This window comes from Methylobacter sp. BBA5.1 (genome assembly GCF_000746145.1).
GTDB classification, from domain to species: Bacteria; Pseudomonadota; Gammaproteobacteria; order Methylococcales; family Methylomonadaceae; genus Methylobacter; species Methylobacter marinus.
Map to the genome: position 1 here is coordinate 36,021 of NZ_JQKS01000025.1, position 24,179 is coordinate 60,199.

22 protein-coding genes and 1 pseudogene are annotated in these 24,179 nt (G+C 54.1%); 16 read left to right on the top strand and 7 right to left on the bottom strand.

The window, feature by feature from the left end; translation table 11 throughout:
• Positions 1 to 33 precede the first annotated feature (33 nt).
• The 7 genes from modA (at position 34) to EK22_RS15640 (ending at position 7,580) form a co-directional block, all read left to right on the top strand.
• Positions 34 to 831 (top strand): molybdate ABC transporter substrate-binding protein, encoded by a 798-nt coding sequence (gene modA, locus EK22_RS15610; protein WP_051961926.1) that lies wholly within the window; start codon positions 34 to 36, stop codon positions 829 to 831.
• Between the two features lie 8 nt (positions 832 to 839).
• A complete protein-coding gene (modB, locus tag EK22_RS15615) occupies positions 840 to 1,526 on the top strand; it encodes a molybdate ABC transporter permease subunit (RefSeq protein WP_020160944.1) in 687 nt (228 codons plus the stop codon).
• Between the two features lie 8 nt (positions 1,527 to 1,534).
• The gene (modC, locus tag EK22_RS15620) at positions 1,535 to 2,614 is read left to right on the top strand and encodes a molybdenum ABC transporter ATP-binding protein (RefSeq protein WP_027147499.1); all 1,080 of its coding nucleotides are present in this window, start codon (positions 1,535 to 1,537) and stop codon (positions 2,612 to 2,614) included.
• A gap of 20 nt (positions 2,615 to 2,634) precedes the next feature.
• Positions 2,635 to 3,063, top strand: a complete 429-nt coding sequence (locus EK22_RS15625; RefSeq protein WP_020160942.1) for a TOBE domain-containing protein — start codon at positions 2,635 to 2,637, stop codon at positions 3,061 to 3,063.
• A gap of 497 nt (positions 3,064 to 3,560) precedes the next feature.
• Entirely contained in the window at positions 3,561 to 5,228 is a 1,668-nt protein-coding gene (locus EK22_RS15630) for an ArnT family glycosyltransferase (RefSeq protein WP_020160941.1), read from the top strand.
• A complete protein-coding gene (locus tag EK22_RS15635) occupies positions 5,225 to 6,175 on the top strand; it encodes a glycosyltransferase family 2 protein (protein ID WP_020160940.1) in 951 nt (316 codons plus the stop codon). The genes EK22_RS15630 and EK22_RS15635 overlap by 4 nt, the downstream gene beginning before the upstream one ends.
• A gap of 70 nt (positions 6,176 to 6,245) precedes the next feature.
• The gene (locus EK22_RS15640) at positions 6,246 to 7,580 is read left to right on the top strand and encodes an oligosaccharide flippase family protein (RefSeq protein WP_161786450.1); all 1,335 of its coding nucleotides are present in this window, start codon (positions 6,246 to 6,248) and stop codon (positions 7,578 to 7,580) included.
• 224 nt (positions 7,581 to 7,804) lie between these two features.
• Here the strand turns inward: EK22_RS15640 and ltrA are convergent, their stop codons facing one another.
• Positions 7,805 to 9,055, bottom strand: a complete 1,251-nt coding sequence (gene ltrA / locus EK22_RS15645; RefSeq protein ID WP_235209427.1) for a group II intron reverse transcriptase/maturase — start codon at positions 9,053 to 9,055, stop codon at positions 7,805 to 7,807.
• Between the two features lie 781 nt (positions 9,056 to 9,836).
• Here ltrA and EK22_RS15655 point away from each other — a divergent pair.
• Positions 9,837 to 11,033 (top strand): cation:proton antiporter, encoded by a 1,197-nt coding sequence (locus tag EK22_RS15655; protein ID WP_036252511.1) that lies wholly within the window; start codon positions 9,837 to 9,839, stop codon positions 11,031 to 11,033.
• 171 nt (positions 11,034 to 11,204) lie between these two features.
• Here EK22_RS15655 and EK22_RS15660 read toward each other — a convergent pair whose 3' ends face one another.
• The 3 genes from EK22_RS15660 to ycaC all read right to left on the bottom strand — a co-directional run bounded on the left by EK22_RS15660 (position 11,205) and on the right by ycaC (position 14,927).
• Positions 11,205 to 12,599: a DUF1254 domain-containing protein gene (locus EK22_RS15660; protein WP_036252513.1), complete on the bottom strand. Its 1,395-nt coding sequence runs from the start codon at positions 12,597 to 12,599 to the stop codon at positions 11,205 to 11,207.
• A 222-nt stretch (positions 12,600 to 12,821) separates the two neighbouring features.
• On the bottom strand, positions 12,822 to 14,258 hold the full coding sequence (locus EK22_RS15665; RefSeq protein WP_036252515.1) for a DUF1254 domain-containing protein: 1,437 nt from the start codon (positions 14,256 to 14,258) through the stop codon (positions 12,822 to 12,824).
• Between the two features lie 42 nt (positions 14,259 to 14,300).
• On the bottom strand, positions 14,301 to 14,927 hold the full coding sequence (ycaC, locus tag EK22_RS15670) for an isochorismate family cysteine hydrolase YcaC (RefSeq protein WP_036252517.1): 627 nt from the start codon (positions 14,925 to 14,927) through the stop codon (positions 14,301 to 14,303).
• Positions 14,928 to 15,766: 839 nt separating this feature from the next.
• Here ycaC and zigA point away from each other — a divergent pair.
• From zigA to EK22_RS15695, 6 genes and pseudogenes are all read left to right on the top strand, one after another.
• Positions 15,767 to 16,978, top strand: a complete 1,212-nt coding sequence (gene zigA, locus EK22_RS15675; protein ID WP_036252519.1) for a zinc metallochaperone GTPase ZigA — start codon at positions 15,767 to 15,769, stop codon at positions 16,976 to 16,978.
• 21 nt (positions 16,979 to 16,999) lie between these two features.
• Positions 17,000 to 17,299: pseudogene (locus EK22_RS23245) on the top strand (DUF1826 domain-containing protein).
• Between the two features lie 9 nt (positions 17,300 to 17,308).
• Positions 17,309 to 17,431 carry a hypothetical protein gene (locus EK22_RS25470; protein WP_255360594.1) on the top strand — a complete coding sequence of 41 codons (123 nt, stop codon included), beginning with the start codon at positions 17,309 to 17,311 and terminating at the stop codon, positions 17,429 to 17,431.
• A 164-nt stretch (positions 17,432 to 17,595) separates the two neighbouring features.
• Complete coding sequence (msrB, locus tag EK22_RS15685) at positions 17,596 to 18,117, top strand: peptide-methionine (R)-S-oxide reductase MsrB (protein ID WP_235209428.1); 522 nt, start codon at positions 17,596 to 17,598, stop codon at positions 18,115 to 18,117.
• Positions 18,118 to 18,156: 39 nt separating this feature from the next.
• A complete protein-coding gene (locus tag EK22_RS15690) occupies positions 18,157 to 18,834 on the top strand; it encodes a class I SAM-dependent methyltransferase (RefSeq protein ID WP_036252521.1) in 678 nt (225 codons plus the stop codon).
• 94 nt (positions 18,835 to 18,928) lie between these two features.
• Positions 18,929 to 19,381 (top strand): DUF305 domain-containing protein, encoded by a 453-nt coding sequence (locus tag EK22_RS15695; protein ID WP_036252530.1) that lies wholly within the window; start codon positions 18,929 to 18,931, stop codon positions 19,379 to 19,381.
• 15 nt (positions 19,382 to 19,396) lie between these two features.
• Here the strand turns inward: EK22_RS15695 and EK22_RS15700 are convergent, their stop codons facing one another.
• On the bottom strand, positions 19,397 to 19,966 hold the full coding sequence (locus EK22_RS15700) for a CAP domain-containing protein (RefSeq protein WP_036252532.1): 570 nt from the start codon (positions 19,964 to 19,966) through the stop codon (positions 19,397 to 19,399).
• A 95-nt stretch (positions 19,967 to 20,061) separates the two neighbouring features.
• Positions 20,062 to 20,202: a hypothetical protein gene (locus EK22_RS24730; RefSeq protein ID WP_161786452.1), complete on the bottom strand. Its 141-nt coding sequence runs from the start codon at positions 20,200 to 20,202 to the stop codon at positions 20,062 to 20,064.
• 134 nt (positions 20,203 to 20,336) lie between these two features.
• Here EK22_RS24730 and EK22_RS15705 point away from each other — a divergent pair, with 134 nt between their 5' ends.
• Together EK22_RS15705 and EK22_RS15715 are read left to right on the top strand one after the other, a co-directional pair.
• Positions 20,337 to 20,942: a hypothetical protein gene (locus tag EK22_RS15705; protein WP_036252533.1), complete on the top strand. Its 606-nt coding sequence runs from the start codon at positions 20,337 to 20,339 to the stop codon at positions 20,940 to 20,942.
• A 459-nt stretch (positions 20,943 to 21,401) separates the two neighbouring features.
• Positions 21,402 to 22,397 carry an OmpA family protein gene (locus EK22_RS15715; RefSeq protein WP_036252535.1) on the top strand — a complete coding sequence of 332 codons (996 nt, stop codon included), beginning with the start codon at positions 21,402 to 21,404 and terminating at the stop codon, positions 22,395 to 22,397.
• Between the two features lie 128 nt (positions 22,398 to 22,525).
• On the opposite strand, the gene EK22_RS15720 is transcribed toward EK22_RS15715, so the two are convergent.
• Positions 22,526 to 23,962 (bottom strand): efflux transporter outer membrane subunit, encoded by a 1,437-nt coding sequence (locus tag EK22_RS15720; protein WP_036252536.1) that lies wholly within the window; start codon positions 23,960 to 23,962, stop codon positions 22,526 to 22,528.
• Between the last annotated feature and the right edge of the window lie 217 nt (positions 23,963 to 24,179).

The following is a 24,179-nucleotide window of genomic DNA, read 5'->3' on the forward strand; positions in this document are numbered from 1 at the left end:
GCGGCAGCATTTTTTTTATTATGGAGAACGACCATGTCATTTAATTCTATAAGGAACGTCCTGCTGACTTTGTATGTATTATCAAAGAGCTTCTTTCTGACTTTATTGCTGTTTTCGCTCACGGCGATAGCGCATGCCGAAACCACGCTGGTCGCGGTCGCGTCCAACTTCAGCAAGCCGATGACCGAAATCGCCGAGGCGTTTGAACAAGCCACCGGCCACAGTGCCAAACTGTCGTTCGGTTCCTCGGGCAAATTTGTCGCCCAATTCGAGAATGGCGCGCCGTATGAAGTATTCCTGTCAGCCGATAATGAAAAGCCGCTTAAGCTGGAACAAGCCGGTTTGACGGTGACCGGCAGTCGCTTCACTTACGCCATCGGCCAGTTGGTGCTCTGGTCGGCGACAGAAGGTCTGGTCGATGAGCAGGGCCAGATCCTGGGCAAAGGCGGCTTCAGGCACCTGGCGCTGGCCGATCCGAAACTGGCGCCTTACGGTGCGGCGGCGGTCGAGGTGCTGAAGAACGCCGGACTGCTGGAAAAGCTTGTGCCTTTGTTCGTGCAGGGTGAAAACATCGCCCAAACCCATCAGTTCATCAGCACCGGTAATGCCGAACTCGGTTTCGTGGCGCTGTCGCAAGTCATCGACAACGGCAAAATCGCCGGCGGTTCCGGCTGGATTGTGCCCGGCAAGCTGCATGGCCCTATTCTGCAGGATGCGGTGCTGTTGAAAACCGGCGCCGATAACCCGGCCGCGCCGGCGCTGCTTGGCTTTTTGAAATCGCCGCAAGCACTGGCGATTATCCGCAAATACGGCTACGGCGTTGCCGAGTGACCTGAACGATGTTGAACGCCGCCGATATCGCCGCCCTGTGGCTGACCTTCAAGGTCGCCGGCCTCGCCACGCTGCTGATGCTGTTGCTGGGCACACCGTTGGCCTGGTGGCTGGCCCGTACCACATCGCGCTGGAAAGGCGTCTGCAATGCCCTGGTAGCCTTGCCGCTGGTGTTGCCGCCGACCGTGCTGGGATTTTATCTGCTGGTGCTGATGGGACCGAGCGGTCCGATCGGCCGGCTGACGACGGAATTGGGTCTGGGCACCTTGCCGTTCACCTTTGCCGGTCTGGTCGTGGCTTCGGTACTGTATTCTCTGCCGTTTGTCGTGCAGCCCCTGCAGGCCGCCTTTACCACCATCGGCGAGCATCCCCTGGAGGCGGCGGCCACCTTGCGCGCCGGCCCGTTGGACACTTTTTTCAGCGTCGTGGTGCCGTTGGCGCGCCCCGGCTTTTTGACCGCGACGATCCTGGGCTTTGCCCATACCGTCGGCGAATTCGGCGTGGTCTTGATGGTCGGCGGCAACATTCCCGACAGAACCCGCGTGGTGTCGGTGCAAATCTACAATCATGTCGAGGCGCTCGAATACACGCAAGCCCACTGGCTGGCCGGCGGCTTGCTGGCGTTTTCGTTCAGCGTGTTGCTGGTGCTGTACACCGCATTAAAAACCCATCCCGTAGCCCATCAATTGAAATGACTTCCGAGATGACTCAACCGATTACCGCCCGCTTTCAACTCGATTACGGCAGCTTTCAGCTGGCTGTTGATCTCCGGTTGCCGGGTTCCGGCGTCACGGTGCTGTTCGGCCCTTCCGGCTCCGGCAAGACCACGTTGCTGCGCTGCATCGCCGGCCTGCAGCGCGCGCCGCGGGGCTTTCTGTCAATCAACGGCAAGGTCTGGCAGGACAGCGAACGCGGCGTGTTTCTGCCCACGCATAAACGGCCGCTGGGGTATGTGTTTCAGGAGGCCAATCTGTTTCCGCATCTGACGGTAAGCGAAAACCTGCGGTTCGGCAGAAAACGGATCGGCAAGCCGCCGGACGCCATCGAACTACGGCAAGTTATCGATTTGCTGGGCATCGGCCATCTGCTCAAGCGCATGCCGGATCGCCTGTCCGGCGGCGAAAAGCAGCGGGTTGCCATCGCCCGCGCGCTGGCCTTGAATCCCGAAGTGCTGCTGATGGACGAGCCGCTGGCGGCGCTGGATTACCAACGCAAACAGGAAATCCTGCCGTTTCTCGGCCGTTTGAACCGGGAACTCAACATTCCGGTGCTGTATGTCACGCATTCCCAGCAGGAAGTCGCGCAACTGGCCGACCACCTGGTGATGATGGCGGACGGACAGGCGCTGGCTTCGGGCCCGCTCGCGGAAACGCTGAGCCGTCTCGACATGCCGCTGGCCCGGGACCGGGAGGCGGCCACGGTTTGGCCGGTTACCGTCATCGAGCACGAAACCGACTATTATCTCACCCGCGTTGCTTTTGCCGGCGGCTCGCTCAGCCTGCCCGCGATCGATGCCGCGGTCGGCATGCCGCTGCGCGTGCAAATTTATGCCCGCGATGCTAGTATCGCCCTTGAGGCGCCCGCCGCCACCAGCATTCTCAATGTGCTGCCGGCGACCATCACAGGGATGGCCAACGCTCACGGAGGCCAGAGCGTGGTGCGGCTACAGGTCGGCAATCAGGCATTGCTGGCGCACATCACCTGCAAATCGGCGCTGTTGCTGGGCTTACAGGTCGGCATGGGGGTTTATGTGCAAATCAAGGGCACCTCGATCTTAAATTAATCACTATCAGGAGTTTTATCATGAAAGCCAGTGCAAGAAATCAATTCAAGGGAACAGTCAAGGACGTCATTATCGGCACGGTCAATGCCTCGGTACATGTCGGGCTGAACGGAGGCACGACCATCGTCGCCACGATCACCAAGGAATCGGCTGAAAATCTGGCGATCAAAACCGGCATGGCGGTCATCGCGCTGGTCAAGGCCTCGCACATCATCATCGTCACCGATTTCGGCGGCTACCGCATTTCCGCCAGAAACCAGCTGCCCGGCTCGGTCACCGGAATCAAACCGGGGCCGGTCAACACCGAAGTCGATCTTGAATTAACCGGCGGCGAACAGATTGCCGCCACCGTTACCAACGACAGCGTCGAAACGCTGGGCTTGCGCAAAGGCCAGCCCGCAACCATTGTCTTCAAGGCCGGATCGGTGATTCTGGCGGTTGCAGACTGAGCGTTTTAATCTAGCCTGAGCCAAAATTGCGGCGGAGATCTGTTCAAACATCAGCGGTTTCTCTGCCGCTTTGCGTAATTGCGCAGCTTGCGCATTAGTTTACCTGTTAGTCTCCATGCCAGATTTCCGCTAATGCTGCAACCTAGTACTTAGTAATGGGCATGAAATAAATCAGAGAATTGTAGGTGCGAATTCATTCGCACTGTGTGGATACCCTCTAGGGCACAAGTCAAATCGGCCCTGCAAGCGCCCGAGCCAATCATCCGCGTAACATCAGTTAAGATCTTGCCCCAGGGAACTTTTAACTCCGCAACCTTATCAATGATGGAAGCGAATGAGGTAAATGCCATTCCGACTGTTTCTTAAGGAACAAGGCGGCCGCCTTCAGGCGTTCAAAAAATAGACTCCATTGACAAGCAAACAACTACTAAGTCCCCGACTTTGTGGATCGGCAGTTTAACTATCCCAAGCCATTGGGTTGCTACAGATAAAATGCTATGAACTACAATAAAGTAATCTTAGATAGTAAGACCGCGCTTTTTACGGTGCTCGGCGTCATGACGGTTTTGTCGCTCAGGCAAATCGAGAATTCCAGCCTCGGCTATCCGGATGCCGACAGAATTCTGATGGATGGCGTGTTCCTGCTGGATTTCATGCGGGACTTCCCGATCACGCACATTTACGACTATACCATCAACTATTTCGGCCAATACCCGGCATTAAGCATCGGCTACAGACCGCCTTTCTTTCCCTTTGTCGAGGCTATTTTCAACGGCATTTTCGGAATCAACATGTGGAGCAGCCGGCTCGCGCTTCTGGCATTTTACCTGGTCGGCATCGTGGCCTGGTTTAAGCTGATCAGCCGGATTTTCGACTGGCAAACCGCTTTCGCGGCCACCCTGGTGCTGGTCACCACGCCGTTTATCGCCAAATGGGGCTGGTATACCATGGCCGAGCTGCCGGTGCTGTCCATGGGCCTGCTGGCCGGTTATCTGTTCTACCGGTACACGGAAACAGACAATCCTTCCTATCTATATTCAACGGCCGTGGTTTTCAGCCTGGCCTGCTGGACTAAACAGACCGCCGTGTTTCTGGTGTTGTGGTTCGCTATTTTCAGCCTGATGCAGGGCAATCTGCTGAATTACGTCAAAAGAAAGGAGTTCTGGATCAGCACCGCCATAGTCCTGATCACCTTGATGCCGCTGGCGGCGATCACCTTATGGCTGGGCAAGCAGAACCTGGCCCAGTCGCTCGGGGAGAATGAAGGCCATTACCACCTTGCCCGATTGAGCTGGGACAATCTGACCCTGCATTTCGTCAAGCTGAAGCAATACCATCTGACACTGCCCCTGTTGATTATGAGCATTGCCGGCGCCATTGCCGCACTCATCCAAAAGGACAGGAAAATTCTTTACCCCCTTGCGCTGCTGCTTGGCACGTATCTGTTTTTCACGTATCTGGTGGGCAAAAACGAGCGCTATCCAATTTTCTGGATACCGGTTTTTTGCCTGTTCGCGGTCCTGCCGTTGTATTACCTGAAACACAAGGTTGCCGGGTATATGCTCATGAGCGCGGCGATTCTGGGTCTGGTCGTGTTCCAGACCTATAAGATTTACAACCAGCCGCCCAATTACGCAACGGGATACGACGAAGCCGCGCAATTTGTACTGGATAACCAGCAATTGCCGACGGTATTCGTCGATGCCTACAATAACGGCTACTTCACTTATTTCATGCGGGCGCTGGATGAGGAAAAATCGACTTATGTGCTGCGCGCCGACAAGCTGCTGACCTCGTCCTCGATTTTCCCGGACAATTGGCTGGATGTGCACGCGCACTCCGTCAGCGACATCAACAAGTTACTCGATGAGTATGGCATTGATCTCATCGTGATCGAGAACCGGGATGTGTCGGGCATCGAAATTCACAAGAAATTCCGCGAGTACCTTAAAAAAGGCCCGTTCAAATTATTAAAAACGATTGACGTTGAAAGCAGCCGGCCTGTTTTGCAGAACCAGCAGCTGCTTATCTATCGCTACCTGAACAGAAAGCCGGCCACCGAGAATTATCTGCAGCTGCGCTTGCCCGTGGTCGGGCAAACGATCAAGGTCCCCATTAAAAAAAACAGGCGTAAAGAACAAGCCGAGTCCAGGAGTGTGGAATGAAACTGATTGTACAGATTCCTTGCTACAACGAAGAGCATACGCTGCCCGGAACTATCGCCGACATACCGCGCCAGATTGACGGTATCGACCAGGTCGAGCTGATGATTATCGATGACGGCAGCACCGACAGAACCGTCGAGGCGGCCGCGGAACTGGGCATCGATCACATTATCATCAACAAAAAGAACCTGGGGTTGGCCAGGACCTTTCGCAAGGGCCTGGATGAATGCCTGAAGCGCGGCGCCGATATCATCGTCAACACCGACGGCGACAACCAGTATTACGGCGGCGATATTCCCAAACTGGTTGAGCCGATCGTGCAGGCCAAAGCCGATATTGTCGTGGGCGATCGGCAAACCAGCACCATTCCGCATTTTTCGCCATTTAAAAAACTGCTGCAACGGGTCGGCAGCGCGACAGTCCGGCGCCTGTCCGGCACGGATGTGACCGATACCGTCAGCGGATTCAGGGCGTTTTCCAGGGAAGCCGCCATCCGCATCAATATTGTCTCGCCGTTCAGCTACACGATCGAGAACATCATCCAGGCCGGCAAAAAGCACATGGCTATCGCCTCGGTGCCGATTCGCACCAATCCCAAGACCCGGGAGTCGCGGCTGTTCAAAAGCATACCCAAGTTTATTGAGCGGCAGCTGTCCAGCATGCTGCGCATGTACCTGATGTATCAGCCGTTGCGTTTTTTTGCCTATATCGCCATAGCCTTAACGTTCATCGGTTTAATACCGATCACCCGCTTTTTGATTTACTATTTCATGGGCGATGGCAGCGGCCACATCCAATCACTGATCCTGGGCAGCGTGCTCCTGCTGATTGGCTTCGTGACTTTTGTGATGGCGATACTCGCGGACCTGATTAACTTTAACCGGCAATTGTTGGAAATGACGCTGGAGAAAGTGCGGAGAATCGAGTTGGGCGACCATAAGAAATGAAGCTTTCACGCCACGTGGCCTGATGCCCTACCCGCTTGTATTTATAATCCTGGCCAGATCAATCGTATCGATGAAATCAATCGCAGGCGGCGGGTTTCACTCTATCCTATCCAATGGCAGTTACCTGTTCAGCGGCCGTGTGCTGAACATTATTGTGCGCGGCATTTATATTTCGCTGGTCGCCCGGCTGCTGGGACCGGAAATTTACGGCATATTCGCCTCTTTTCAGGCCTGGTATCTAGGCTTTCTGCCGCTCGCCCTGTTCGGCATGCAGGGGATTATTGCCATTGAATTGGCCAGGAGCACAACCGATCCCCATCAACTGGCCGGCGCTTCATTGACGTTACGCTTCATTACCGCGTTTTCGGCCAGTTCAATTTGTTTGCTGGCCGGATGGCTGCTTAATCCCGACCCGCTCAGCAGGCATTTGATCCTGGTCTTTTCGATCGCCATGCTGGGCCGCTCTTTAGCCAACTGGACCGAGGATATCCTGATCGCGCATGAACGCGCCCATTACAGTTTACGCATGGAAGGCCTGTTCAGGCCGCTGGAGGCCATTTTGGGCGCCAGCTGGCTGTTGCTGGGCGATGGCGGCATTATTGAAGTTGCCCTGATGCATGCCCTGAGCTGGTGGTTGCAGGCCTTGGCGGGGTTCTGGCTGATCAGGAAAAGGTTTGTCGCCACGCTCAAGCCGACATGGGCGCCGGCATTCATGACCCGCATGCTGGCCATGGCTGTTCCATTGCTGATTTCAGGCTTTTCCATCAACTGGTTGCTGCAGGGGCCTGTTATCCTGCTGCGGTACACCCGGCTGCCCGAACAAGCCATCGGTTTTCTGGCGCTTGCTTTTCAAATATTCTCCCTGTCCTGTTCCGTGCCCATGTCCCTGGGGATGGCGGCGCTGCCTGTGCTGAGCCGGGCAGCGCAAAGAAACGACGGCAAGGATGTCTTTTTTGCCGAAACCATGATCAAAGCGATAGTGTTTCTGGCGGCCCCTGCCCTGATAGCCAGCATTTATATCATGCCGATTGTCACGCCCTGGCTGTTCGGGGCGGCTTATGCGGACGCCGGCAAGTTATTGGCCTGGAGCCTGTGGCTGCTGATTCCCTTTGCCATCGGCTATCTGTTATCCCAGGTATTGATCGCTCAGAAAAAACTGAAAAGCGCCGGGTTATCGGTATTGGCCGGAATGACGGTTTTCAGTGCGGGCTATATTTACCTGGTCGACCGCTTTGGCGCCAATGGCGCGATTTTAGCTTGCGCCATGGGACTGATTACCTGGGGTCTGTTATCCATGGCACTGGTCGCGTTTTACTCCAGGCTGAACATGATCAAAACGTTGGCGTTGCCAGTAACCTGCGCCGTTTTGGTTTTATATGGCGGTTTATATTTCGGCCTGTTATAAGGAGTCGGTTTTTCCATCGCTCAACTCAGCTTAGAGGCGATATGAAGGCAAGGGCGAACATACAGGTTCGCCCTACATGTGTCTGTTCATTTCATACAAATCAATGAGGTCGCCTGTATCGTGCGGATGCATTGATCGGCTCGAGGTGACGGGATTGCGCCCGTCACCCCTGCCACACCACCGGACATGCGGTTTTCCGCATCCGGCGGTTGAACCCAGTGACCTTATATGGTCACAAAATCCGATGGAAGCCATAATCCCCATCGTTTCAACCTGACGTTATTAAGCACCGCATGTAGCATTGGACTTCTTGCCATCCTCCAATCACCTACCGATACACTGGTTTGGTGCTGGTGGTACGGTTTAGCTTTTAGGCGTTTTAAGGCGTTCATTCGGCCTCGCTTGTTATGCCACCGTTGCCAGAAGTATTTCCGCATGTGCCGCCTTATCCAACCCTCTATTGCCCGGCTGAGCGGATATTTTATGCAGGCTCCAAAATAGGCGTACCAGCCTCTGATGTAGTGCTGCCATTCTTCTATCCGCTCTTCCAGCGCCAGTCTGTTCTGATTGTTCCAGCATTTTCTGACTTGGTCTTTCAGTTTCTCCAAACTGGCCTGGGCGAGTCTTGGGCTGCCATCACTGTTGATACTGAATCCCAGAAATTTTCCATGCCAGGGACGGCCTGTTCCACTTTTGTTTGGATTGACTCTCAACTTCAAGTGCTTGGCTATCCATTCCGTCAGGCGGGCCAGTATTCGCTGGCCGCTTCTTTCGCTTTTGACGAATATCACCACATCGTCGGCATAGCGGCAGAAGCTTAAGCCTCGGCTTTCCAATTCCTTGTCCAGTTCATCCAGGTAGATATTGGCCAGCAGTGGGCTGAGCGGACCGCCTTGCGGCATGCCTTGGCTTCGCTTGATGCTCTGGCCATCTCTTTCCATGGGCGCCCTCAGGTAGTTACCGATCAGTTTCAAGACGCGCTTGTCTCTTACCTTACGGCCGATTTTCGCCATCAGTATGTCGTGATTGACTTCGTCAAAGAACGCACTGATGTCTATATCGACTACCCACGTTTTACCTTCCGCCACATAGCGACTGGCCGCTCTGACCGCGTCATGCGCGCTTCTTTGCGGCCTATACCCGTAGCTATGGTCACTGAATTCCGCTTCGAAAATCGGACTCAGAACTTGGCTTACCGCTTGTTGGATCACTCTGTCTTGGACATTCGGTATGCCTAGAATTCGTTCTCCTCCTTGTGGCTTGGGTATCGCTATGCCTCGAATCGCTCCGGGTTGATAGGTCGTCGATCTGAGTTTCTCTGCGACTACCGGCCAGTGTTTTCTGGCGTGTGCCGCAAAGTCCTCGACCTTCATCCCATCCACGCCTGCCGATCCTTGGTTGGCCTTGACCCGTTTGTAGGCTTCTTGCAGGTTGTCCCGATTCAGGACTCTTTCCATCACATCTTCATTCAGCACCTTCTATTTCTCCTTCGCCCAGGTCTCGACTCGTATTCCGCTACCTCGCTACCGACAGGAATCCACCCGCCTCGCTCGGCCGCCAGTCCGGGTAGCTGCCGCAGTTGCAACGCCCGTCTGTTTCAGAGTACTGTTCGCCGTTCCCTGGAGTTAGTTCAACGGTCTGTCTCTTGGTTCTTCGGCCCTTCGCTCCGGCCTGTTTCCAGGCCTTCTTCGCTACTACGGCCTCTGCTGACTTCTCCCAAACTCTCATTCGGGAGATCTCCCCGGGTAAGGTGCTAAAACTTTCTGCCCGTGCCGCCAAGCTCTACCTGATGCGTCTTTCGGTAACGGTTGGATTTCGTGCTCCCTAGCACACTCATCGCCCGCACCCGGCCTCGCTGCTTGTTCGTGTTCCTACGGTCGTGCATTTGCTACGCGCTTCTTTCAGGCTGGCCTCGCGGCTTCCCCCTTGCGCTTCGCTACGGTTGTCGTTACTACTTCCGGTTATCTCCTTTCAGATAACAAGTTTTAGCCCATGCCGGGCACACTAGGGGCGGACCTACGTGTCCGTCCTGTTTCGGGTGCACAACAGGCTATCGGAGAACCGCAAGCCAAGGGTGAACCGATGAGCAAGGGCGAACACGCAGGTTCGCCCCTACGTGTCTGTTCATTTACGGTATCAGGGCATCAATCCATAGGAATGGCAGGATTAAAACGCCTGGGAATCAAAGAGGCCGATTAACAATCGATACTGAAATAATGCTGATTGGGTCAAATTTTACTGTGGAATATAAGGCCAATGGCAGTCCATGACTATTTTTTAACATTGCTCATCATCCTGCTGTCGGCGCGCCTGTTTACCGAGATAGCCGTTCGCCTGAAAGCGCCGGCCGTGATCGGCGAACTGCTGGCCGGCGTGCTGATAGGCCCGAGTCTGCTGGGTTGGGTCGAACCGGTTGAAGCCGTTAAACTGCTGGCGGAAATCGGCATCATCATGCTGCTATTTGAAGTGGGACTGGAAACCGACGTCAGGCGTCTGGCAAAAACCGGCGCCAAGGCCTTTATCGTCGCCTCAGTCGGTTTGAGCATGCCGTTTATCATGGGCTTTTCCCTGGCCTTCTGGTTTTTCGAATTGCCTCTTCTGGTCGCTCTGTTCATAGGCGGCACGCTGACGGCGACCAGCATCGGCATCACCTTGCGGGTCCTGGCCGATTTGAAACGCCAGGACTCCGTCGAAGGCCAGGTGGTCCTGGGCGCGGCGGTGCTCGATGATATTCTCGGCGTCGTTCTGCTGGCGTTGTTGTACGAATTCTCCATAGGCGGCGGCATCAACCTGATCAATGCCGGCAAGGTCTTGCTTTCCGTGTTGACCTTTTTTGTTCTGGCGCCCATCGCCGCCAAGCTGATCTCGTTTATCATCAAGCATCTCGGCAGCGTGAGCGATGTGCCGGGCTTGATTCCCAGCACCATCGTTTCGCTGATGCTGTTTTTTGCCTGGCTCGCCCATGCCGTGGGCGCGCCGGAACTGCTCGGCGGCTTTAGCGCGGGCATGGCCTTGTCGCGGCGTTTTTTTCTGCCGTTTGGCGCGTCCCTGGCCGGCGGCGATATCGACTTTGCGCATGAAATTGAAGCGCAAATGAAGCCGATCATTCACTTGTTCACGCCCATTTTCTTCGTCACGGTCGGCCTGTCTCTCAATCTGCGGGAAATTGAGTGGAACTCGCCGTTTGTCTGGCTGTTTTCCTCGACCTTGTTCGCGGCCGCCGTGGCAGGAAAAATCATCAGCCCGCTGTTCATCAGAGGATCCTGGTTTCAACGCTGGGCGATCGGCATCGCCATGGTGCCGCGCGGCGAGATCGGCTTGATTTTTGCCGAACTGGGCAAGGAAAGCGGCATTTTCACTGACGCGGTTTATGCCGGCATGATTATCGTGGTGGCCCTGACCACGCTATTGCCGCCTTTTCTGTTGAAGTGGCTTTATGGGCGTTATGGATGATCAACTTGTCTGATTGATTCGATTCCTTCATTTTTGGACCATAAGGCGTTTCAAAGGGATTATACAGCCCTGGCGCGAGCCACGGTATTGGCTTGATACGATGCGCTCCGTAGTACGCGAGATCACACCGCCCCGCAGGCATCGAGGCGTTTTACCGAACATGGCTTTCTCTCAATCAACCCGTTTGACTGGCTGCGGCGCCCAGGAACCGTCGAGGACTTCGGCCTTGGGCCAATAAAGTCTCAGGTTCATCGTAAATGAGCCGCTTTCCGGCGTTGGCAGCCAGTTCGACTCCTTGTCCTTACCCGGCGATTCCCGCTGGATATAGAGATCGAGCGAACCGTCCGGATTTAAGGCGAGATTGTCGCGATCGCCGATCGCATAGCGGTTGATCGGATTCCTGGCGAAGATCTGGCGATCATTGTACATGGTCAACGACCAGAAACCGCGCACCGGGGGAATCTGGTCTTTGTCAAAATGCAGTACGTAACGGTTATCGCTGCTGAACGGTTTGCCGTCCGCATCGGCAAACGCCGTCGGATAAACTGCATCGTCTACGACATTCGCGCCATAACCACCATAGGCAACGCCGGCACGATGCAAATAATCCGTCCCGTAGGTGCCGATAGCGCTCAGGTTGGTGCGCCAGCCGTTCGCCTCAACGCCCGCCTTGCTCCAGGCATCCTTGATCTGTTTGAGTGCGACGGCCGGCGCTGCATTCAGCGCGTCCTGCACCGCCTTGGGCGCGTCGGCGAGTTTAAAAGACTTGCCGGGCACGATGCCGATGCGCTTCATGCGGTCGAGAATCGGATAGTCGTTGGCGTGCGGCGGATTGTCCTTCATCAGCTCGGCAAACATCCCGAAGAAGGTGGCCGCATCCATTTTGTCGATCTGGTCGGGCGGCGCACTCATATCCTGATTAGGATTGACCTTGCCTTTCGGTGGCGTGTAGGGTTTGCCGTAGGCGCTCAGGGGTACCGCCTTCATGCCGTCCTGAAACTTACGCACGGCCTCATAGTCCGCCTTGCCGTTGGTCTGCGTGCGGCCTATCAGCACGCCGATTCCCGTAGGGCTTCGGTATTCCTTGGCGCCTTTCGGCAGAGGTCCCTTCCAGTTCGGGCCGATGATGGCAAAAGTCTGCGCGGCGTTCCCCGTTGTCCGGGTTCCGGGAACCGTGAAAACGTCGCTCCACATATCCATGAAGGGCATCAGATAGTAACGATCGCCTGCATCGGGGATGCTGACGATCAAGGGTTCCTTGGTCACGTCATAGGCTAACGAAGAATACAAGGTATCGGCATTCGGGCGGACTACGATGGTAAAGGTGTCATCGGGAAATGTCCGCATGTGCCCATATTGATTGAGCGGTGCGCTGGTCCCGACAGGCTCTTCGACGTTTTTGCCCACTTGAATTGTCACACCCGACATTACCAGCGGATAGGCATAGATATAGGCGTCACGCGCGATCTCCTGGGCTTCCTGAGAGGAAATACCCTGGGATGCAGCCATTGTGGCAGCATCCCAGAGCATGGCGGTGCAAGCCGTGGCTAGTAATAGATTTTTCATAAATACACTCCTGGTGTTTTTGATGACTATGATCAGAATGAAGATAAGGATTCCGTCAAAATTAAGTTCCCGATATTGTGGAACACCCTGTAGGGGCGAATTCATTCGCCCTTGGGCGATTAAAATCGCCCCTACAATGCATTTTTTTCAACCAAATCCTATAAGCAAGTGGTGGAGTGAGATTTTCCCGGCAGAAGAAGCCTCAAGCCACCCGCATCATCTTTACTGGACCTTTTTGATGGGCGGCAAACCCGGACCGTCGCGCAAAGCTTCCGGCTTCGGCGAATACATGCGCATCATGACCTGAAACGGTCCTTTGGGCGCTGGGAGCCAATTCGACTCTTTACCCTGGCCCGGCGATTCGTGCTGAATGTAAATATCCAGCGAACCATCGGCATTGAAGGCAAGTTTGTCGCGGTCGCCAATTGCAAAGCGATTGATCGGATTAGGGGCCTGAAAGCCGTCCTTGTCGTACATGGTCAGCGACCAGAAAGCATTCGCGGCCGGCAGTTTGCCTTTCTCGAAATGCAGAACGTAAGCATGTTCGCCGCTGGTCGAGTTGCCATCCGCATCGACAAAGGCGTTGGGGTAGATTGCATCTTCCGGCAGATTGGCGCCCAATCCGGCCATGGCCACCATGGCGCGCATTCGATAGTCGGTGCCGTAAGTGCCCATGCCGGCCACAACGTAGTTCCAGCCATTCACCGTCTCGCCCAGTTTGCCCTGGGCGACCACTTGCTGAAGGTCGGTTATTGCATCCTTCGCCGCTGCGTTGATTGCAACGACAGTGGCCGGGTCAAGCTTGCTGGCGTCGAACTCGTGCCCAGGCTGTAGACCGAGACGGCGCATGCGAAACAGGATGGGGTAATCATTGCCGTGGTGCGGATGCTTCTTCAGCAGTTGCGAAAACCGTTTTAGAAGATCAACGCCACTCATGTTGTTGACCTGAACCAGCGGCGGCGTTTGGTCATCGACAGCCGGATCCGTGGGCGATTTCTCGGGCGGTGCATATTTTTTGCCCCACCGGCTCAAAGGCGTCAGCTTGTAGGCATCCTGCACCTTGTGAACATTGTCATAGTCATCCGGACCGTTGGTCTGAGTGCGGCCCATAATCCAGACCACCGGCGTGGGCGCGCGAATGAGTTCCACGCCGTTCGGTAATTTTCCCTGCCAGTCTGGCGATGCGATGGCGAAATTTCCGGCCTTGCCGCCGGTGGTGCGAGATCCTGGCACCGCGAACACATCCGTCCACATGTCCAGCATGGGTGCCAGATAGTAGCGGCCGTCGCTATCGGGTACGGACAGCACGACGGGCTCCTTACCGACGTCCAGCCAGGCGAAGGAATAAAGCGTGTCGAAATTGAAGCGCACCACATCCCTGGCCTCCGCATCCGGATATTTTCGAAAATGCGCAAACTGGTTGACCGGTGCGCGCATGGGCACGCTGGTAGCATCCGGCACGTTAGTTACCTGCCGCATGGTGATATCCATCAGCACCAATGGATAAGCGTAGAGATACGCATCTCTCGCAAGTGCGTAAGTCTCGTCGGCCGAATTGGCGAAAGGCTCAACTTGAGCCATAGTAATCTCGCTAAGTGCGATGAGCAGGCCGAAACCCAGAAACACTTTCCGGAAAACTGTTTTTGCGATATAGACCATGATCGTTCTATCTCCTATGTTGAGTTGCGACTTTCTTAACGCTTACTTTCCACTTTTGATCGTGGTGTAACTGTTGATCAGGTTTCGATAGTCGGGGATGTGGTTCGAGAACAGCGCGCCCAGGCCTTCGACATCGTTGCGCCAGTCGCGGTGCAATTCGCAGGCCACGCCAAACCAGGTCATCAGCTGGGCACCCGCCGCCGACATGCGATTCCACGCAGAATACCGTGTGAGTTCGTTGAAGGTTCCGGAGGCATCGGTCACCACGAAGACCTCATAGCCTTCTTCCAGGGCGGATAAGGCTGGGAAAGCCACGCAGACCTCAGTGACCACGCCGGCGACGATGAGTTGTTTTTTTCCGGTGTCCTTGACCGCCTCGACAAAATCCTCGTTGTCCCAGGCGTTGATCTGACCCGGCCGGGCGATATACGGCGCATCGGGGAAGATTTCCTTCAGTTCGGGCACGAGAGGACCGTTGGGCCCATCCTCAAAGCTGGTGGTGAGGATGGTCGGCAGCTTGAAATACTTGGCCAGATCGGCCAGAGCCAGGACGTTGTTCTTGAACCTGTCGGGCTCGATATCCCGGACGATGGACAACAGGCCACACTGATGATCAACCAGCAAAACGGCAGCATTGTTCTTGTCAAGGCGAATGTAGGGTTTGCTCATGCTTAATACTCCTTAATCCAGGGTTGGTTGCGCGGGCGGCCATTCTTACACCCTCTCCCGGGTTATGCGGGAAGTGCGATGTTGCTAAGGAACGCGCATAAAATAACTTCCTCAAGTGCGCGGATGAATTTCCGGTGTAGGTGCGAATTCATTCGCACTGTGCGAATACCCTGAAGGGCACAAGTACCCATAGGGCATAAATGAATTCGCACCTACAATTCCTTGATTTATGCCATGCCCATTACTATGGATTTGGCTAAAAATGACTTCCTGAAACTGGAATCTTGCATAGGATGTGCTGACCAAAAGTAGGCGACGCAGTGAAGCGCATCGCTCGCGAACGATACCCTAAAGGGCACAAGTGCGCCTCCTGTCGTCGGCACATCCTATGTTTAAACAGGGAACTTATTTATGACCAAATCCTAAGGTCATCGGGAATTGACTATTTTGAAAACATCAACTGCGCACCGAAGCGCAGCCCCAGTCCGGCCCACCTTCGGGCCTCTCGAGGTAATAGCGTCCTCCGAATGTTATTTTGGTACTGGACCTTATGCCTCTAAAAAATTCATTTTTGGCAGATTTAGGGCTATTTTTTGTACCAAAAAACTCATATATAGAATGAAAGTACCACGTCTGAAAATCGATTTGAGTTTCGTTGTGCAACTTTTAAGTTTATGACAATAGTGAATTACTAACGGATGTTACGCAGTAAGTTGAATTCAGATCGGTTTAGCAAGGAATCGTTGCCGTATGCCTTAAAGAGTTGTTATTTTGAATGTTATGTTATAACATTTCCATCATATTGCATTGCCCTCCCCTAACCCTTGAGACCCCTTTTCATGACTTCGAAAATATTACCCGTGACTGTTCTTTCCGGCTTTTTGGGTGCCGGCAAAACTACGCTGCTTAACCATATCCTGACTAACCGCGAGGGCCTGAAAATTGCCGTGATCGTCAACGACATGAGTGAAATCAACATTGATGCCGCGCTCGTTAAAAACGAGGTCGCCCTCAATCGCGCCGAGGAAAAAATGGTGGAAATGAGCAATGGCTGCATATGCTGCACGTTACGGGAAGACTTGCTGGTGGAAGTTGGACATTTGGCCAAGGCCGGCCGTTTTGACTACTTGCTGATCGAATCGACCGGTATCGCGGAACCCATGCCGATTGCCGAAACCTTTACTTTCCGCGATGAAGACGGCGTCAGTCTGTCGGACATTTCCAGACTGGACACGCTGGTAACAGTGGTCGATGCGGTCAATTTCATGCGCGATTATCTGGAAGCCCAGTCGCTGAAAGACATCAATGCCGAACTGGGCATTGATGATGAACGTAACATCGCCGATTTGCTGGTCGAGCAGGTTGAATTCAGCAACGTGATTCTGATTTCAAAGGCCGACCTGGTATGCAGCGATGAGCTGGCCAATTTAACAGCCATCCTTAAATCCCTGAACCGGGACGCCGAAATCATCCCGATGATCATGGGCCGGGCGCCGCTGCATAAATTACTCAACACCGGCCTGTTCGATTTTGAACAGGCGGAGCAGGCCCCCGGCTGGCTGCAGGAAATGCGCGGCAGCCATACGCCCGAAACCGAGGAGTACGGCATAGCCAGTTTTGTTTACACCGCCCGCCGACCGTTCCATCCCGGCCGTTTTTATGATTATCTGCATCGTGACGATTGGAATAACGGCACCTTGTTGCGTTCCAAGGGCTTCTTCTGGCTGGCCTCGCGCCCCGAGTGGGCGGGTAGCTGGTCACAAGCCGGCGGGACCATGCAACATGGCTGCGCCGGCCGTTGGTGGGCGTCGGTACCGGAAGCTGAATGGCCTGAAGAGTATGCCGTTGACATTCTGGTCAATTGGCAGTCGCCTTTCGGCGACTGCCGACAGGAACTGGTCTTTATCGGCCAAAACATCGATGCCGACAAAGCGCGTGCTGAATTGGACGGTTGCTTGCTGACTGATGACGAACTGGCCGCGGGACCCGCGGTCTGGATATCCTATCGGGACGATTTCCCGCAATGGCTTGCCGAGACGGATCAAGCATGAGTCCGGCATGCCGACCATCCCATGTACCCGCGTTTTCATGTGGATTCGGTCACTTGCCGCCTGGTCTGCACCTATGGCGGTATCGGCACGGAATGGCTGGAAGACGCTTATGTTGACCGCGGCAAATTGGGCGGACTTAAGGACGAGCAATCCGGGCTCATTCTGGACCCGGATGCCATTTCCGCCATGCCGGCCTATGCGGTGGGCTTGGTGAAAGGCCGTACCTGAGAAGGCAATGAACAACATGGCGCGGTACACCGCTCGCCGCAAGTCAACCCGGACTTACCGCGCCGGTTATTGTTGACTCTCGACTTTGCGTAAGGATAAAGCATGCTGATTCGTTTTCGTGGGGGCCGTATTTACGACCCGGCCCAAGGACTGGATGGAGTTATTAAGGATCTGTTCGCGCAAGATGGCATCATGGTTGCCGCGCCCGCGACTTCGGTAAAATAAAATAAATTCGGGCAAGACCATCGAACAAATTCCGGTTGTACCCAACTAATTTTGATGGGCACTGTTGCAGGAGCAAAAAGACGCGATACACGGTTGCCCTGACCGCCTTGCTGAACAGTTTTGCCACCGAGATGTCATAACAGGTAACGTTTTGGAGTTTTACCATGAATAAAGCCGTTTTATCATTGACCTTATCGTTATGGGCCGCTACGGCCTTCGCCTGGGACGCCCAATCATTTATAAAGCCTTCTCCGGAGGAACTCAAAAGCCGGCTGACGCCGTTGCAGTTCGAGGTGACGCAGCGCGAAGGCACGGAGCGCGCGTTCAATAATGAATACTGGGATAACAAGCAGCCCGGCATTTATGTCGATGTGGTTTCGGGCGAACCCCTGTTCAGCTCGCAGGATAAATATGACTCCGGCACAGGCTGGCCGAGCTTTACCAGGCCGATCAGCAAGGACAGCATTACCCTCCGAACAGACCGCGGCTTTTTCATCTCGCGCACCGAAGTGCGCAGCCGCCTGGCCGACTCGCATCTGGGCCATGTCTTCGACGACGGCCCGCAGGCCACAGGCGGCAAACGCTACTGCATGAATTCAGCCGCGCTGCGCTTCATTCCGGCCGACAAGCTGGAAGCAAGCGGCTACGGGGAATTTGTGCCGATGTTTGAAAAACCATCAAAATAACAACGCGTTCAAGAGCGGACGCCAGCTGATAACCGACCCATGAGTAAACTGACCGACCACGAAATCATAGCGTCCTGGAAAAAGAATGTTCAGCCCTGGATCGCGGCTGTCCGTCACGGTGAAATCGAAAACAGAATGCTGATCACGAATAAGGCGGTCGTGAATGCGATATTGCGTAGAGAACCAAACACCGTTCTTGATGTCGGTTGTGGTGAAGGCTGGCTTATCAGGGAATTGGCCCGTACGGGGATAAACGCGCTGGGCATCGATATCGTGCCTGAATTTGTCGAGGCTGCCGCAAATGATGGAGGCGGAAGGTTTCGGGTGTTGTCCTATGAGGACGTGTCATTGCAAGCGCTCGGTGAACAATTCGATGTCGTCGTGTGCAATTTTTCCCTGCTTGGCGAGACATCCGTTAATCATTTATTTCAACAAATCCCCTCCTTATTGAATGAGCACGGTGCTCTTATTATTCAGACAATTCACCCTGTGGCAGGTTGCGGGGAAAACCATTATGAGGACGGCTGGCGCGAAGGAAGCTGGAGCGGATTCAGTGATGCATTCACCGATCCCGCGCCCTGGTACTTCAGGACCTTGGAAACCTGGAAATCGTTGTTTCTGGAAAACGGCTTCAGGCTTGTTGAGCAACTCGAACCCGTGAACCCGAAAACCCGTGCTCCGGCTTCCATCATTTTTATCGTAGAGCCCGCCGGCTGACAATGGGGACTGGTTGATGGTAAAAAGCGGTACGACCTGATTCAAGCGTCAGCCGTGCCGCAGTGGCAATCCACATTTACACCGGAGGATCACTATGAGCAAGTACGCAAAATTCGGTGCCATGATCGCGACTTCAACCGTCGTTATGCTGGTGCTGATGTATTTGAACACCTACCAGTTAGAGCATGTGGTTTTCAGCGAGACACGCATGTACATGGCGATCGTGATGGGCGCGACAATGGCTATCATCATGTTGGGATACATGCTGAATATGTACCCCGACCGGCGCGTGAATACAGGTATTTTTGCGGGCAGCGCGCTCGTTTTCGCCCTCGCGCTGTGGCTCGTCCGCAGCCAGAGCACCGTGGACGATGTCTCTTACATGAAGGCCATGATTCCTCATCATTCCATCGCCATCCTGACCAGCGAGCGTGCCCGCATCTCGGACCCGCGCGTCCGCAAGCTTGCCGACGCCATTATCGAGACCCAACGCAAGGAGATTAACGAAATGAAGGTCCTGATTAAAGAGCTTGAGGGTCGGCGATAACCGCGTCTATCCCTGTTAAAACAAATCCTCCGTCACATACACGTCATTGCCCGATATGGCGACGCCGATGCCTTGGCGGTCAACCAGCGGAGACAGGATATTGTGTCGATGCGGCGGGCTGTCCATCCAGCCCTGTACTGTCGTTTGCGCGAGCTGGTCCGGATTATTCCAGAAATATTCCCGGCTGACGGTGCCGTTCTCTCTTGTCGTCACTATTTTGTTGTAAAGGCTGTTCAGGAAAATATTTTCGGCCAGACCGGTTTTCCAGGTACGGGGGCCGATTTGCTTCTTTTCGTTCCATCCCTGCCGTTTGCCGCGCGCGGTCGGGTCTTCATGCCGCGGATTGATATGACTGAAGAAATTGTATCTGGCCATGTCCTGGCTGTGATTGCGCGCTATCTCGGTCAGCTTTTCATCCCGCGCCAGTGGCGCCAGGCCGTATTTCTGCCGCTCGCGATTGATCTCCTGATGAATCCGGCGTTCCAGTTGCCGCGGGTCTATCCGGAGCGCGGTGCCTTCATAGGAATCTGCCTGGCAATAGGAAGCGACTAGCCATATCAGTGTAATCAGCGCGAGTTTGTTCATTTCAGGATGGTCGACAGGACGATGAAGTTGATGCGAAAAACAGGCGTTACGCCCAAACGGCCGCCAATGCTATCCGAAATACTCATCCCCATCAATCAGTAAACTTCGGGCATTATTAATTGATGGCTGTTGCGCAAGGGGATTTGATCTTGTTTTGCCGGCAATCCGATTGGTGCTTTGGCGGGTATGGCGATGCGGTGCAGCGCATCGCTCGCGAACAATGCGCCTCTTGGCATCGGCACATCCTCTGTTTAAACAGGGAAGTTATTGACGACCAAATCCTTATAACTATTGGGGTTGTAGAAAACGGTTGTTCTATAATGATTCTGGTATATAAGACAGGCATATTTTGTTGGACAAAGGAGAACATATGGGAGTCATGCCTTACAAAGAGATTTTAAGCGCTGTCGCTATCGCGCTTACTTTCGCGGCGTTTGTTCCGTATATCCGGACAATCATTAGCGGCGCGACCAAGCCCCATGTTTTTTCCTGGATCATTTGGGGCGCCACAACCTTCGTGGTTTTTCTTGCACAGATCGAAGATAAAGGCGGTGTGGGCGCCTGGCCCATCGGGGTATCCGGATGCATAACGGTGTTTGTTGCATTCCTCGCTTACGTTAAGCGTGCCGATATTACAATCACAAAAACGGATTGGCTATTTTTTACATTGGCAATGTCTTCCCTGCCGCTTTGGTATTTTTCGTCCGACCCATTGTGGGCCGTTGTCGTTCTTACAACCGTCGATGTTCTCGGGTTCGGACCAACGTTCAGGAAGGCGTATAGTTTTCCGCATTCAGAATCCTTGCTGTTCTTTTCCCTGTTCGTTGTCCGCAATATCCTCGTCATGATAGCGCTTGAGAATTATTCCATTACGACAGTACTGTTTCCCGCCGCCGTTGCGGTGGCGTGTATGCTGTTAATGGCAATGATAATGTATCGTAGACGGGCCGCTACTACCCTTGCTGGCGGCACGTAATGGCAACGAATCACAAACTCAAAACCGGCCTGACATTGCACTTAACCGGAGCGCGGTTATAATGCGGTCATGTTTTTTCTGCTTTCCGAGGCCGCGCCCGGCAAGCTTTTTACCTCATGCGAATATGGAAAAGGAACCTGGCATTATGAATGCAATGCTCATTCTGGATAAAACCGTTAGCAAACTGAAAAACTTCCGCAACCACCTGCAAAACAGACCTGAACTCATCAAACGGCATTCAGGCATGCATGTCGTTCAAGGGACGGAACCGGCCATCAGGCATTTGGCTAAAGACGACTCCCTGAAACTGGAATCTTGCATAGGATCGCTGACCAAAAGTAGGCGCTCTAGGCGACGCAGTGAAGCGCATCGCTTTCGAACGCTGCGCCTCCCGTCGTCAGTACATCCTGTGACTGGGACGCTGCTTTTCGCTGGAAACGAACAAAGGGAGGCAAACGCATGAAGCTGCCGTTGAGAATTTTATTTTTGCTCCTGGCCGCTTCCGCCCTGTCAGGCCGCGTATCGCAAGCGCAGGAGGCCGATCTGGCCGGTTCCGGCGATCATCCCCTGGTCGGACGTTATGAAGGATCGCACATCAACTTCTACGAGACCAAAGCCTACGAAGAATTGAAGCTGCCGGGCAAAGCGCTGGAACGCGGCGAGAAGGACAAGCCCGAGGCATGGCAGGTGGACCTGTCCGGGAAGCTTACGTCGATCAGATATGAGGGACCGGGAGACCGCTCGGTCCTGGAAGTCATGCGTAACTACGAAGCGGCATTGCGTTCAAAGGGTTTCGAGATCCGCTTTTTCTGCAAGGGCGCGAATGAATGCTCGCCGGCCCGGGCGGCTTCGACCTTCTGGACGGCCGGAAAGGGACAAATCGGCCTGCCCACAACCTGGGACACGAGCGTCTACCTGCTGGCGGAGAAAGCGGGAGCGGACAGCCGGGTTACCGTCGGCATGCTCGGGGTCGAAACAAAAGCGACCAAAAACCGCCGCTTGACGCCGCATGTCGCCGTGACCGTCGTTGAATCAAAGCCGATGGAAGCCGACAAGATCTCGGTCGTCGAGTCCAGCGAAATGCAGCAGGCTTTGGAGCGCGACGGCCGGATTGCCATCTACGGCATCTACTTCGACTTCGACCAGGCGGAGATTAAGCCGGAGTCAGCGCCCCAGATTAAACAATTGGCAGCGCTCCTGGCCGGGAATCCCGGTATGCAACTGTTGATTGTAGGGCACACGGACGGCAAAGGCGCATTCGACTATAATTTGTCCCTTTCCCAGCGCCGGGCCCAGGCCGTCGTAAACATGCTCGTATCGGAGCATGGCATCGACAGTCAGCGTCTGACACCGGCGGGAGCCGGCATGGTGGCACCTGTCGCTTCTAACCGGACGGAACAGGGCCGTGCAAAAAACCGGCGTGTGGAGATTGTCGAACGCTACACCGGCAATTGATGATGTAGGCATGCGATGATTCTTCTATGCAGGTGCGGGTTCCAGTGCGAATGAATTCGCACCTGCGATTCCATGCTTATGACCATACGCTCCGATTCACTGCGCCTCCTGCTGACTGACTGCCGCCATTATGTCCATCCGCCGCCTAATGCCTTGTAAATATTGATCGCCGCTATGCGTTCGCGCTTGATGACATTGATCAGTTCGAGATTGGCCTGCAGGGCGCTTTGCTGGGCAATCAGAATCTCCAGGTAGTTTGCCCTGGCGGTTTTATAGAGTTCGTTGGAGGTTGCAACGGACTTTTTCAAGACCTCGCTTTGTTGCTTTTTCAGGGCGTGCACTTGCCGCAAATTCTCGATTTTTGAAAGTTCGTTAACCACTTCGACATAACCGTTCAGAATGGTTTTCTGATAGTTGTACATGGCGCTCAACTGATTGGCCTTTGCCGTATTGAACCGCGCTTTCAACGCATTCCTGTTGATCAGCGGCGCAATCAGGGTTCCCATGACGGAATAGGCAAGCGAGGCCGGCGACGCAAATAAAAACTCGGGGTTGAATGCCTGGAAGCCCAAAGTCGCGGTGATATTGAAATTCGGAAAAAAAGCCGCCTTCGCCGCTTTCAAATCAAATTTGCTTGCCTGAATCTGAAACTCCGCCGCGCGAATGTCGGGGCGGTTCGCCAGCAATTGCGAAGGCACGCCGGATGCAATTTGTTTGGGAACCACCTTGAACAAAAGCTCTTTCGACCGTTCAATGGGTTGCGGATAACGCCCCAGCAGGAAATTTAGCTGGTTTTCGGCTTCCGTGATTTGTTGCTGCACTTTTTGGGCCAAAATCCGCGTATTGAGCAGCTGCGCGTTGAATTGCTGTACCGCCAGCTCATTCGCCCTGCCCGCTTGTTTCTGCAGCTTTATGACCTCCAGCGCTTCCTGCTGTTTCTGTATGGTCTGCCTGATGATGTCCAGCTCATTGTCCAGGGCCAGCAATTTGTTATAGTAAATCGCCACATCGGCCACCAGATTTGAAATGACGAAGTTGGTTCCTTCAATGCTTGCCAGATATTCCGAAATCGCTGACTTGCGCTGGTTTCGCAGCTTGCCCCAGATATCGACTTCCCAGGATGCCTGCAGACCCAGATAAATATCGGGCAAGTGTTCGGGCACGATTTGGCCGGGCGTGATTTCGGTGGAAGCGTTACCTGCCCCGTCCATGGTGTAAAGCCCGAATTTGCGCACACTGCCGCCTATATTCAAATCCACTTTCGGCAGCAGCGCGCCGTTGGCCAGTTTCACGCTTGAGCGCGATACTTCAATGCGCTGCAAGGCCATTTGCAAATCGAGATTGTTGCTGACGGCGGTATCGATCAGCTTTACCAGATGCGGATCGGCAAAGTATTGGCGCCAGTCGATGTTTGCAATGCTCGTGGTTGTGCTGCTTTCTTGACCCTGGAAACTTGCCGGCATTGCCTTTTCCGGAATGGACAAGTGGGTATCGAGTGTCGAGCATCCACTGAAGGTCATCGCCAAGGACGACAAGATCAGGGAGTTAAAAATTTGATTCTTCATTTACTCTTACGTAGTAGATATTAGAGCTTTTATTCATTAGTCGGAAACATTACCTTCAGACATGCGTCGCCATGAAAAACAAGCCATTCACTGACCGATAGGGCGTCAGAGATTTTCATAAATCCGGTAGGGTACGCATCGCGTACCAGACTATGAAAGTATTCAGAATTTTTCTCCTCAATGTCTATATGTTGTTATATACAAATATCAAATGCAC